The sequence below is a fragment of the Enterococcus sp. DIV0806c genome (assembly GCF_051710905.1).
GTDB lineage: Bacteria > Bacillota > Bacilli > Lactobacillales > Enterococcaceae > Enterococcus_B > Enterococcus_B mundtii.
Map to the genome: position 1 here is coordinate 2,033,386 of NZ_JBIOLO010000001.1, position 13,073 is coordinate 2,046,458.

The 13,073-nt window shown below is 36.7% G+C and carries 12 protein-coding genes and 1 tRNA gene; 7 read left to right on the top strand and 6 right to left on the bottom strand.

The features are described from left to right. Positions 1-15: 15 nt before the first annotated feature. From kdpA to rpmG, 3 genes are all read right to left on the bottom strand, one after another. Positions 16-1,692, bottom strand: coding sequence for a potassium-transporting ATPase subunit KdpA (gene kdpA / locus IGK77_RS09540; RefSeq protein WP_074800813.1), 1,677 nt, complete (start codon positions 1,690-1,692; stop codon positions 16-18). Between the two features lie 314 nt (positions 1,693-2,006). Then, positions 2,007-2,498, bottom strand: coding sequence for a dihydrofolate reductase (locus tag IGK77_RS09545; RefSeq protein WP_074800816.1), 492 nt, complete (start codon positions 2,496-2,498; stop codon positions 2,007-2,009). A gap of 82 nt (positions 2,499-2,580) precedes the next feature. After that, a complete protein-coding gene (gene rpmG / locus IGK77_RS09550) occupies positions 2,581-2,745 on the bottom strand; it encodes a 50S ribosomal protein L33 (RefSeq protein ID WP_373865805.1) in 165 nt (54 codons plus the stop codon). A 217-nt stretch (positions 2,746-2,962) separates the two neighbouring features. Between rpmG and IGK77_RS09555 the strand changes: the two genes are divergently transcribed. Then, positions 2,963-3,409: a DUF2188 domain-containing protein gene (locus IGK77_RS09555; RefSeq protein WP_010735127.1), complete on the top strand. Its 447-nt coding sequence runs from the start codon at positions 2,963-2,965 to the stop codon at positions 3,407-3,409. A 129-nt stretch (positions 3,410-3,538) separates the two neighbouring features. Here the strand turns inward: IGK77_RS09555 and asnB are convergent, their stop codons facing one another. Beyond that, entirely contained in the window at positions 3,539-5,434 is a 1,896-nt protein-coding gene (asnB, locus tag IGK77_RS09560) for an asparagine synthase (glutamine-hydrolyzing) (RefSeq protein ID WP_071868009.1), read from the bottom strand. Positions 5,435-6,086: 652 nt separating this feature from the next. Between asnB and IGK77_RS09565 the strand changes: the two genes are divergently transcribed. Beyond that, positions 6,087-6,650, top strand: a complete 564-nt coding sequence (locus IGK77_RS09565; protein ID WP_071868008.1) for a hypothetical protein — start codon at positions 6,087-6,089, stop codon at positions 6,648-6,650. A gap of 391 nt (positions 6,651-7,041) precedes the next feature. After that, a complete protein-coding gene (locus tag IGK77_RS09570; protein WP_071868007.1) occupies positions 7,042-7,248 on the top strand; it encodes a hypothetical protein in 207 nt (68 codons plus the stop codon). Positions 7,249-7,463: 215 nt separating this feature from the next. Here the strand turns inward: IGK77_RS09570 and IGK77_RS09575 are convergent. Together IGK77_RS09575 and IGK77_RS09580 are read right to left on the bottom strand one after the other, a co-directional pair. Continuing rightward, positions 7,464-7,551, bottom strand: a tRNA-Ser gene (locus tag IGK77_RS09575). 319 nt (positions 7,552-7,870) lie between these two features. Further along, positions 7,871-8,437 (bottom strand): TetR/AcrR family transcriptional regulator, encoded by a 567-nt coding sequence (locus tag IGK77_RS09580; protein ID WP_023519894.1) that lies wholly within the window; start codon positions 8,435-8,437, stop codon positions 7,871-7,873. 253 nt (positions 8,438-8,690) lie between these two features. Here IGK77_RS09580 and IGK77_RS09585 point away from each other — a divergent pair, with 253 nt between their 5' ends. From IGK77_RS09585 to IGK77_RS09600, 4 genes are all read left to right on the top strand, one after another. Continuing rightward, positions 8,691-10,025, top strand: a complete 1,335-nt coding sequence (locus IGK77_RS09585; RefSeq protein WP_074800819.1) for a DUF1576 domain-containing protein — start codon at positions 8,691-8,693, stop codon at positions 10,023-10,025. After that, positions 9,994-10,329 (top strand): hypothetical protein, encoded by a 336-nt coding sequence (locus tag IGK77_RS09590; RefSeq protein WP_176285314.1) that lies wholly within the window; start codon positions 9,994-9,996, stop codon positions 10,327-10,329. The genes IGK77_RS09585 and IGK77_RS09590 overlap by 32 nt, the downstream gene beginning before the upstream one ends. Positions 10,330-10,533: 204 nt before the next feature. Next, a complete protein-coding gene (locus tag IGK77_RS09595; RefSeq protein WP_010735121.1) occupies positions 10,534-11,130 on the top strand; it encodes a TVP38/TMEM64 family protein in 597 nt (198 codons plus the stop codon). Between the two features lie 101 nt (positions 11,131-11,231). Continuing rightward, on the top strand, positions 11,232-13,031 hold the full coding sequence (locus tag IGK77_RS09600) for a glycerophosphoryl diester phosphodiesterase membrane domain-containing protein (protein ID WP_177187683.1): 1,800 nt from the start codon (positions 11,232-11,234) through the stop codon (positions 13,029-13,031). The last annotated feature ends 42 nt before the right edge of the window (positions 13,032-13,073 follow it).

The window sequence follows — 13,073 nt, forward strand, 5'->3', positions numbered from 1 at the left end:
TTGATTTTGCTCCTTCTAACTTAAGGTAAAATGATCAGCGATCGGACCTAACGCCAACGCTGGTAAAAAGCTCAATGCTCCGACAACAAGGATAACGATCATCAACATGGAGATGAATGTGCCATTCGTTGTTGAAAGTGTTCCATCATTGATCGCGATCGTTTTCTTCCTTCCCATGTTTTCAGCCAAGAACAAAATAGCAACGATCGGAATGTAGCGAGAACACAACATCAAGACACTTCCTAAAAGATTTAGAAACGGTGTATCTGCCGTCAACCCACCAAATGCACTCCCATTATTATTTGCTAGAGAAGTCACATTATAAAGCAACTCACTAAATCCATGAGGCCCTTTATTGGTCAACCAAGTTAAAACATCAGGATGCAGTGAAACTGCCATCGTACCAAACAACGTCAATAATACAGGCGTCAAAATCACTAAACTAGCCATCTTGATGTCGAAAGCCTCGATTTTCTTGCCTAAATATTCTGGCGTACGTCCAACAAGTAGACCGGCAATAAATACTGTCAAGAGCAGAAATGCCAACATGCCATACAAGCCACTACCCACACCACCAAAGATGATCTCCCCTAATTGCATCAAGAAAAGCGGGATACCACCACCGAGAGGCGTAAAACTGTCCAACATCGCATTGACTGATCCATTCGATGCCGCTGTTGTGCTAACAGCCCATAAACTTGACCAACCTACACCAAAGCGTACTTCTTTTCCTTCCATATTCAGTGAACCCAGTACATCCGTAAAAGCGGGCCCATGATATTCACTAATTGCTACACCTACAAAAGCTGCAAAAAGAAAAACAAACGAAACGATCAAAATCGTTCGACCTTGTTTCCATTCTTTGACCCAATAACCAAAAGCAAAAATCAATGCAGTAGGTATCAACAAGATGGCGAGATTCTCGATGAAATTAGAAAAGATCGTCGGATTCTCAAATGGATGAGCGGAATTTGCACCGAAAAATCCACCACCATTGGTTCCTAATTGCTTGATGGCTACTTGACTGGCCACAGGTCCTAGATACAACCATAAAGATTCTCCTGATAGATCAGTGTAAGACAGCCCATGACTAAACGTTTGAACCACGCCTTGGGAAATCAGAAGTACAGCAGTAATTAATGAAAGTGGTAAAAAAATGTAAAGTAAACTACGTACTAGATCTTGCCAAAAATTGCCCAATTGGCTCGATTTCCTTTGGATGATGCCGCGGATCAATGCACAAAGAACTGCTAAACCTACAGCTGCTGACAAGAAATTTTGAACAGTCAAACCAAGCATTTGCGTCGTATTCGAAAGTGTCAATTCTCCCGTGTAAGCTTGCCAGTTGGTATTTGTCACAAAACTAACAGCTGTATTCACGGCTAAATCAAATGACAGATTTTCCACGCCATTATTGCCAGGAAGCCAACCTTGGACCATCAATAATCCCGTTAAAAATAGCAAAGAACAGATCCCAACACCCAACACATGCGCTAAATAGCGCTTCGCCGTCATTTTCTTTTGACTCTCAGGACCAATCAATTGATAAAAAAAGCGTTCGATTGGTTGGATGAAACGTACATATTTTGGTGTTTCCCCTGTCATGATCAACTTGATGTACCACCCAAGAGGTGCGGCTAAAACAAGTAGAATAAAAAAGAAAAACAATCCTTGAAATACTGCACTCATCATTGCTCTTCCCCCTTAAATAAAAACCAGAATAGATAAGCTAACAAAATCATACTGATACAACCTAAAAATAAGATCATTTTCTTCCTCTCCTTTGTTTTCATCATAGACAAAGGACTATAAAGATAGTGTTAATATTCAAGAAATTTCTTTATATGTTCTTTATACAACACAAAAAACAGCTAAATCTTAAGGAGCAACCCTCGCTTGACTTAGCTGTTTCTCAATAAAAAAGACAAAAAAAAGATGCTCCCATGATCTTGAACATCTCCCTTTATTTCTTTCACTCATTCATTTTATACATCAATGATCAGAACTTACTTTCTTACCCATTTTTGGAAGCGATGCGCATAATGGTTTTCTTGATCCGTGATACCGATATGTTCTTCTGCTAGTTCAAAATCACTAAAGTCGATCTCTCCAATATACGTATCTCCATCAAACTCACCATCGATCAGTGTTCGCCAAATAATCCCAGTCTGGGGCAATAGTTCTTGAAAGATCCGACTTCCACCAGAAACATAAATATCTTCTGAAACAGTCTCCGCAAAAACCAATAATTCATCGATCGAATGCATGACTTCTGCATTTTCTTTGACCTCAAAATCTTCTTGGGTAGTCAACACGATGATGTGGCGATAAGGAAGAGATAGGTCGCCCATGCCTTCGTATGTTTTACGCCCCATCACTAATAAACGATCCACCGTATGTTCTCTGAAAAAACGCATATCATTTGGCAAACGCCAAGGCAATAACCCATCTTTACCGATCAATCCATTCTTGTCTTGGGCCCACATGGAAATAAACATTTTGACTCGCTCCTTTCATCTACTACTTGATTATACTAAAAATAAAAAAGCTTGGGTACAGACCCAAACTTTTTTAGACATATTATTTTGTTTCGCGGTGCAAAGTAACTTTACGTTCGCGTGGGCAATATTTTTGCTTTTCCAAACGATCAGGATTGTTACGTTTGTTTTTGTTAGTTAGGTAGTTACGTTCTTTACAAGAAGTACACTCTAAAGTAATATTTACGCGCATGATTTTCCCTCCCATTTATACTAGAATCCTCTAAGATGACTCTCAGACTTGATTATCTTACCATGATTTTTATCAGATTGCTAGCCTTTTTGACGATTTTGTTAAGTAGTTCTACTTGACGAGCAAAAAACAAGCTCAGGAAAAATTGAAACAGATGATTTTTCTTTTTACCAAGTTGAGATTACACTTGTTATAGTAGTAAAATCAATTATTCTTTTAGGAGGAGTTAACTATGCCTTGGAATATGAAAGATTTCCCACCAGCCATGAAGAACTTGGAAGAGTTGACCAAAAAGAAAGCAATCGATATCGGCAATGCGCTTTTAGATGAAGGTTATCCTGATGATCGAGCAATCCCGATCGCAATCAGTCAAGCGAAAGAATGGGTGGAAAGTGCAGATGAGAAAGAGAAGAAAGCTTTCTCAAAAGAGAAAAATCCACAAAAAAATGACAAGCATGATAGCAATCCGCGAGCAGCTAAATTATTAGACGCCACAGTCGAAGTCAAATTCGAAGAAGATCATTGGATCGTTCGCTCTAAAGGCGCTGAAAAAGCAAGCAATCACTTCGATCATAAAGAAGATGCCATTGAAAAAGGAAAAGAAGTAGCTCGTAATAAAGAAACATCCTTAATGATCTATAAAAAAGATGGCACATTCGAGCGAGAAGTCCATTACTGATTGTATATTATCGTCCCTTTGAATAAAAAATCAACTCATTCCGATTTACGGCAAAAAAAAACGAAGAGTCTACCCATTATGGATCGGCACTCTTCGTTTTTGCGTTCAATAGAAACATCGTTGGATCGTCTAAACTGTTACATATTGGATCGGTTCAGCTTGAGGAATCGTTTCATCCACAAAATAAACTTTGTACCACGTCAAGAAACTGAAAATCGTCCAAATCTTACGTTGTTCTTCACTTCTACCTTCATGATGGTCATCAAGTAATTGGATGATTTTCGCTTGATCAAAGAACTCTTTCGCAAAATCAGCTTCAAATAATTCTTTTACTTGGTGATAGCCATGTTCTTCTTTCAGCCAAGCTTTGATCGGTACAGGGAAACCAAGTTTTACACGATTTGACCATTCTTCAGGCAGATGCTTGTTCGCAGCTTGTCTAAAGACATCTTTCGTATTGTTTTGATTCAATAAATACTTACTTGGGATTTGTTGCGCTAATTTCATTACTTCGATATCAAGAAGTGGTACCCGCACTTCCAGTGAACTTGCCATTGAAAGTTTATCGGCTTTTAACAAAATATCTTTTGGCATCCATTGGTGTAAGTCAACATATTGCATCTTGTTGATCTCGTCTTGGATTCCTTCAGTTTTCGCATAATGTTCTGCCATGATTTCTTTGACTGTTGGGGCTTGTTGAAATTCTGGCGTCAACAGGTTGGCCGCTTCGTTTTCTTCAAAGATCCGTGCATGTCCGATAAAATATTCTTTGGCAGGCGCTAATGATTCATATAAATGGATCCTACCATGGAAATTACGCATCTTACCGATTTTTCTACCTAAGTTATAGCGAGTGCCTTTCGGTAATTTTTTCAATCCTTGAGCAATCACTCGGATAAATTTTGAATTTGTGTGGAAGCCATATGATTGATAGCCAGCAAATAATTCATCTGCCCCTTCGCCAGATTGAACGACTCGTACACTTTGTGCCGCAAGATTCGCTAAGAAATACAACGGTACACAAGATGGATTAGAATCTGGTTCATCTAAATGATATTGAATCAAAGGGAAAGCCTTAAAGGACATGTCTCCATCAATGACAGCTGCGGTGTTATCCAAGTCAAGCATTTCTGTTAATTTACGTGCCTCGATTGCTTCATTATAAGTTTTATCATCAAAGCCTATTGAGAATGAATGGTCTGGTTTCAAAACAGAAGTCACATAACTTGAATCGACCCCACTTGATAAGAACGAGCCAACTTCCACATCACTGATCGTGTGTGCTTCGATCGATGCTTTCACTGTGTCATCAATTTGATCGATCCATTCTTGACGGCTTTGTGTGCCTTTTTCTTCAAAGTTCGCATCCCAATACTGTTGGATATCCATGTGGCCATCTTTGTAAGTGAAATAATGACCTTCTGGTAAACGATAGACGCCTTTAAAGAACGTTTCTCCATTTAAAGGAGAATATTGGAACGTCATATATGGTTTCAATGCTTCCCGATTCAATTCTTTATTGAAATCTGGATGTGGTAAAAAACTCTTGATTTCAGAACCAAACATCAAAGTTCCGTTCATTTCAGCATAGTAATACGGTTTGATCCCAAAATGGTCTCTTGCACCGAATAATTCTTTTTTCTCATTATCCCAAATCGCAAAAGCAAACATCCCACGTACTTTTTGCAATAACTCAGTTCCCCATTCTTCATAGCCATGTAATAAAACTTCTGTATCTGCATGAGTTTTGAAAATATGACCTGCATCGATCAATTCTTTTCTAAGTGGTTGATAGTTGTAGATTTCTCCATTAAAAATAATGATTTTTGTTTGGTCTTCATTGTAAATGGGCTGTGTGCCCCCTTCTAAGTCAATAATACTTAGACGTCTAAAACCCAAAGCCACATCACGATCAATGTATTCACCTGAACTATTCGGTCCGCGGTGAATGATGCGATCCATCATGTCATTGATGATTGCTTTTTTATTATCTTTGTTATTAACAAATCCTACGATTCCGCACATTTATTTCACATCCTACTAAAATTACTATTCCATTATTATGTCCACATGAATCTTATCACAGGAAGGCATTCAGAATGAATGATTTTCACTCTTACAATTTCGTCACATGAAAACAAATAAAATGAAAAATCTCTATCTTTAAAAAAAGTAGACTCAACAATTAATTTAACATGTTTTATCCTAGGAAGCTACTGGATTCTCCTATAGTTTACAAATATTTCATGTTATTCATAAATAGGGAGATTTTTGTAGACATATATCTTCAAAATAACAAGCGATTTCATTTTTTATTTCAATCTAAAATCTTCGTTGTTTGCGCTTTGATAGGATACCTTTTATCCATCACTGTCTTTTACGTCGGCATGTAAGAAAATCATCATGCGAGAAAAAAAGTACGTTATTCTGTTTGGTAGAAGTGAGAATTACTCAGCACAATATATAAAAAAACTTTATATTCACCTTTTATTTCATTTGAAAATAACTGAGTATCTCTTTGTACTACCTGCTTCACTTTGTAGAATAGGTAAATTTCAAGAAATAAAAATCAATATACAATAACTATAACCTGCTATCAAATCACTTGACGAAAAAACGAATTTCGGAGATGCTCAATTTAAGAACATATTTTATTTTAAAGTTAGGAAGGATCAACATGAAAATCGGAAAAGTACTATTAGGGATATTGTTAGGGGTAACAACTATTATTGGAGCATTTATATTAGGTATCATGCTATTCCCGTTATTTGCACCAGAAATCCAAAACACGACAATTCAAAAAGCCACGAATACTTCACAGACAAAAAGTACCGAACGTTCATTAACTACAACAGAAACAACAAGCTCAAATGATCAACAGCTGGTAAATCAAACACCTGCAGAACAAGGACAAACACAAGATCCAATTTTGGAAAAAGCATTAAATACACCTGCTACACCATTGACCGCCTTTAGCTCAGATCCTTATGATTGGGATCTAAATCAAGCGAATATCACGAATGGCACCGCTCAGTCAATCGGCTGGATTCAAGCAGAAGACCCAACTGGACGAATAGAGGTAGAATATCACTGTTTCGCTTGCGACACGAATTGGAGTGGCAGAAATTACGCCTATGAATGGAATGGCCAAACGACGACGACTAAAATAACTCCTTTCACGATCGTTGGAACACCTTGCGAACATCAAAAATCCTTAAAAAATCATGGCTATATTAGTTGATTTCAGATAAATAGAAAATCTATATCAAAAAAGAGAACAGATTACTTGAATACAAGAAAACAAGCGCACAACCCAAAAAAGACTACACCACCATTTGGATTTCTGCGCTTATCTTCTTGTAAATAAATTTTTATTGTTTGCCCAAGAAACGAAGGTCACCGATTTTCATATTGCAATCCAAAAAGTCACTGGAACCCCGATAACATAAAAATCAAAATGGGCAATCACTACTTTTATAAAATTTTTTCTTCTATCCTGCTTATTTCATGAATTTTTTAAAACAACCTATTCCATCATAGTGAAAAAATAATCCTCATGCTCACTCAACCATCCAGTATAATCAAATTATCAACGAGCAAAACGTTGAAATAAATCAGGATGGTAGATAGAGATGGCAATTTATTATTTTAACAAAAACACAGATGATCGAGGAAATCACGAAGTCCACGTGATCTCATGTACGCATTGTCCAGAAGATGCACTTTTTATTGGCGTATTTTCTACATGTGAAGAAGCACTACATCAAGCAAGCACAACCCACACATCCAAAAGTTTCGATGGTTGTTCTCACTGCTGCAAAGACTGTCATAACGATTGATTGCAAGAAATAACTAGGCTGTCCCTTGTTGTCTCTTTATTTTTACAGAGAACTTTATTTATACATAAAATCGATCATGTTTGAAAATTCAAAAATCATATGAAAGGAGTATGTAAAAGTATAAAAGGAGTACCAAAAGGGGAGTCAAAAAATATTTTAGGGTAAAAATACAACAGTTAGACACGACCTAAATCGTGTCTAACTGTTGGTATATAAGGAAGGTACAGGATTTGAACCTGCGCGCCGGTGTTAGCCGGTTCGCCGGATTTCGAGTCCGGTGCATTACCACTCTGCCAACCTTCCATGCCTACTATTTTTAATCTTTTTTCTAAAAATGTCAAGAGGTATTATGCACTCTTGTTAATCTTGTTTGTTTTGTAAACTGGTCATTTAAATACCATAACTGTTATGTTTAAATCCAAGAACACTGTTCAAGTTATTCGCTAAGAATAAAGTAGCTTATGCAATATTCATCCTCTCGCACCATCTACAACTGAATAAACGGCGGTAACCTCTTCGAAAAAATAAGGCGCCATCCACATAAATTTGAAGAACAAATTTCGTGGATGGCGCTTTATTTCTCGAGGCTAAACACTTTTGTCACAACCTCATGATGTGGCAATTAGCGTATTTTTTCTGGATTTTCAATTGCAAGTACGGAATCGACCGTCGTTTTGATGATCGAGATGATTTGCTCTTCTGTAGGATGCATGATACTAGAAGACATCAATGAAGCGATACCAGTGATAGTTACCCAAGTACCAGTATGCAGTGCATCGATATATTCTTCCGATAAATCTTTATAACGTGCGTCCTCTTTTAATAACTTGCGGAAATAATTATAAGAAAAATCATGCATCTTTTGACCATTTCCATGCTCATCGATATATAAAGCCATATAAAGGCTATGGTTTTTCTTAGCGAAATAAATATAATTCAATCCTAAATCGATGATTTTATCTCCTGTACGCTCTACAGGAAACACTTCTTCTTCTAACTGTTGGAAGATAACATCTAATAGCGTATTTTTTAAATCTTCCATATTTTTGAACTCTAAGTAAATCGGTTGGGTAGATATCCCCATCTTCTTCGCGATATTTCGTGCAGTGAAACCTTTAAATCCTTCTTTAGCAACAACTTCATATGCAGCTTTCAGAATTTGATCCTTCGTATAGACTTTTCTTCTCATAATAAACTCCCCCACTTCATGCTACAGTCTCTGTTCTTTTATTTTAACCGATATTGATCAATTTTTGCAAATAATATACCTAAATTGTTATATTTTAAAGCATATATGTGTTTTTTATTGGTTTTCTCAATTTTCTAAATATTTTTTTACGTAATTTGTTTCCCCTTACAATTTTTGATTTTGTGTTGAATTTAAGTTGACCTAAAGTTTTCTTTCAAGTTATAGTTAAATAAAAAGGAAAAGAAGGTGTGTAATGAAGAATAAAAGTGACGTTATTTATATTCATCCTAAAAAAAGAATCATTTCTCAAAGGAAAAACTATTTTTACCTTATTTTTTCAGGATTGTTTTTTTTGATTATTGGCTTGCTCAGTGATTCTTTGACAAATAATCTTGTTGGACTAACGGTCATCATGACCTCTCCAAGTAATCTCTTGACTGATTATATTGCTTTAGGCGGATTTGGAAGCGCATTTATGAATGTAGGCTTACTTACACTCTCTTCTGTGTTACTCGCCTATCGCCATAAAGTCATGTTGAATGGTGCGATGTTTGCTTCCATATTGACTGTCGCAGGTTTTTCATTCTTTGGAAAAAATCTATACAATTCCATCTCCATTATTCTCGGTGTTTATTTATATGCCTATTTTATGCACAAACCATTTTCTCAATATGTAATGATTGGCTTATTTGGTAGTGCACTCTCTCCAGTTGTCAGCTATATTACGTTCGGGATGGGTTTACCAATCCTTCAAGGTGCTCTCTTGGGTAATTTAGCCGGTTTGATCGTTGGTTTTTTATTGCCGATCCTAGCTGTTCAGACTCTGACCTTTCATCGTGGTTTTACACTTTATAATATTGGTTTTACTTCAGGGTTGATTGCTATGTTGGTAACAGGTATCCTTCGGCAATTTAGTTATTCGATCGAAGTACACTCGATTCTTTCGACTGATTACCACCACGAATTGACTTGGATCATCTTTTTATTCTTTTTATCAACCGCCGTTTGTGGCTTCTTCTTTAACGCATTCAAATTGAAAGGGCTACGTGAAATCTTTGAGTCTTCTGGAAAACTTACAACAGATTTCATCGGCACATCAGGTATCGGCGCCACCTTGATCAATATGGGCTTGGTTGGCTTGTTATTGATGTCTTACGTCTTGCTGATCGGTGGTGTGCTAAATGGGCCTGTGGTGGGAGGAATCATCTCAGTGGCTGGTTTCAGCTCATTCGGAAGTCATGTTAAAAATTGTTTTCCGATTTTGATTGGTATCTACATTGCCTCAATATTAGGAACGATGCATGATATGACCGAAACGACCATGCTCGTAGCTGCGATTTTCGGTACAGGTCTTGCCCCGATCAGTGGATTTTATGGCGGCGTTTATGGAGTGATTGCAGGCTTTTTACATATTACTCTTGTCCATAATCTGAGTACCTTGCATGGAGGATTGAATCTATATAATAGTGGGTTTTCAACGGGATTTATTGCTGGTATACTAGTGCCTATCCTAGAAAATTTTACGTTTACGGGGAAGGGAAAGAACGCACATGGAAATGGAAAAAGAACTATCAAAGAGGATCATTGATGAATTTCTCACGTATCTTTACGAACACGAGATCAAGGAGATTCGTATTGGCTTAGAGTATACAGATGAAGGACTATACATCGAATTCCAAGGAACAACAAAAAATCCGCCAAAAGATTTGAATACATTGGCCTCACTGTTGAATACACCTAGAGATCCTAGTATGGAGATCTATTACCACGAGTTGCTAGGCACCCCTTCTCATGGCCAAGAATCCTATCGATTACTTGGGAATCTGATCGATGATGTAGAAATCATGTATGATTCGCCAATTTTAAACATCAAGATTTTTCGCCGAATTTAAATGTGAAATAGCCATGAACCTTTTATAGATCATAAAATTAAGTAAATAAGACTCTAGATGGATGTTTTATTTTGTTTCATCCTCTATACTTGGTTTGAACTTACAAAATTGTTTGTTGTTTCTCACTTGAAATAGTGGCGCGCAGTTATGCTTTTCAGGTAAAATACAATTATCAGATGAAAACCTCGAAGGAGTTGACTAGGGATGAACGTTGCAGTATCACGTAAATTAATGAATATTATATCGATCATCGGTATTGGTTTTTCAATTGCACTTACGATTTATTTTATTAATCTAGGCGTCTTTAAAGATTTGAACGCATTAAGAGGTCTTGTAGGTGATTCAATTATTTTAGGACCGATAATCTTTATCTTGATCCAAATACTGCAAGTCGTTATACCGATCATTCCTGGGGGGATCAGCACCGCAGCAGGTGTCCTGATTTTTGGTCCTTACGCTGGCTTTATCTATAATTACGTTGGTATTTGTATCGGTTCGATCATTATTTTCCTATTAGGTAGAAAATATGGAAAACCATTTATCCTGTCGATGATTAGTGATAAAACATATGACAAATATATTGGTTGGTTAGAAAACCAAAGTCGTTTTGAAAAGCTTTTTGCGCTAGCGATCTTCTTACCAGTAGCACCAGACGATGCCTTGTGTTTAATGGCTGGCTTGACAAATATCTCAGTCAAAAAATACACGTTGATTATTTTGATTGCTAAACCCTTATCGATCTTTTTGTACAGCATGGCATTGATTTATGGTGGTAACTTCCTGACTGGCTTGTTAGGATAATTTCTTAATAGATACACTGTGAGTACTGCAATGAAAGATTCCTGCAGTACTCCTTTTTTATGTTTTTTGCGCTATAATGTTAGGAGTAGGTGATAATAATGATCGTTTATTTAAAACGAAGTTTAGGAAATGCTTGGGACTTCCTTAAAGGAACACAAGCTTATTTTCGTGATGTAGTTCTGATGCATGGGTTTATTTTGTTTATTTGTTTGCCTTTGCTTGGTAGTATGACACGCTTGATTTTACAACGTGGGTCGATCGATTATCTTTCAACGGATAATATCCCCACACTGATTTCGCAACATCCAGGAGTTTTCTTCTCCTTGATTGCTGTCTTATTGTTGATTTTGCTCTTAGTCTATTTTGAGTTTACTTTTTTGCTAATGAGTGTTTATTTCATCAAAAAACAAGAACCAATTTCATTGAAGCAATTATTGCAGTTGACCATCCGACAAATAAAAAAAGTTCGTCCGATGATTTTTTTATTTTTCTTAGCTTACTTTTTTTTGATTTTACCAATCAGCGGATTAAGTTTTAATTCAGACTTACTTTCTAAAATAAAAATTCCTGCATTTATTATGGATTTTATTTTCACTAACCGCTGGATCATCGTAAGTTCTTTTCTACTTGTCTATGTCTTCCTCGGCTATATCGGGATTCGTTTAATCTTTGCATTACCTGAAATGATTTTAAGAGATCGCCCTTTTCGTGAAGCGATCCGTGAGAGTTGGCGTTTGACCAAAGCACGTTTTTTTGCGATTTCAGGTCAATTTTTAGTGATCAGTGGTACGATTTTATTGATTTCAACAATCAGTTACTTGGCAATCTTGTCAGGTCAGATCTTTGTTGAGGAATATTTCTCCGATTACTCATTGATTAGTGCTGTTTTTGCCATGACACTCTTACAAGGCGTTCTTTTGTTCAATATTGTGATGTCTACCGTCGGAATTTTTTACGTCATTGTAGACTTTATGGATGATGAAGGTTTCTTACCAGATATTCCCAGCTGGTTCTCTTCACAAGAAGTGCCCAAAAAACACACAGCTTTAAAAAATACTGCGTTTACTTTATTTGCTGTTTTCTTTGGTGTTGGTGTTTGTATTTACAATATGAATTACCTGACATCTGCTTCTGAAACAAAACCTTTAACGATTTCCCATCGTGGCGTTAGCTTAGGGAACAGCGCACAAAATACGATTGCTGCACTAGAAAAGACGAGCAAAGATTATCATCCAGATTATGTAGAAATGGACATCCAAGAAACAAAAGATGGTCAATTCGTGGTCATGCATGATTTCAATTTAAGAAATTTGACTGGAGTCAATAAAGCACCGCAAGACCTAACTTTAGCAGAACTGGAAAAATTGACTGTGACTGAAAATGGTGCCAAAGAACCATTGGTTTCATTCGATACGTATTTAAAACGAGCAAATGAATTGAACCAGAAGTTGTTGATCGAAATCAAAACGACTCGAAAAGATTCGGATAATTTAGTCAAAAACTTTGTTAAAAAATATGAAGAAACTATTTTAATACATGGACATATTTTACAAAGTTTGACTTATCAAACAGTCTCAGATCTAAAAGCTGAAAACCCCAATTTTTATGTTGGCTACATTTTGCCTTTTAATCTAGTTGGCCCTCCAGTAACACCTGCGGATTTCTTAACCATGGAGTACAGCACGATCAATCGTAACTTTATTGATTCTGCCCATCAGGATGGTAAGAAAGTCTATGTATGGACACCTAATGATTCAGACGACATGAGCCGAATGATGTTTTATGGTGTAGATGGTATTATTACAGATGATATGCAAGCATTGAATGATACGGTCAGAGAGTCAGAAGGAGAAATTACTTACTCAGACAAGTTATTAAACTTTGTTCTAGGTGTTGGTTAATATAAAAACGTGTCGCTCACTATCCCATCGGATAAGTAAGCG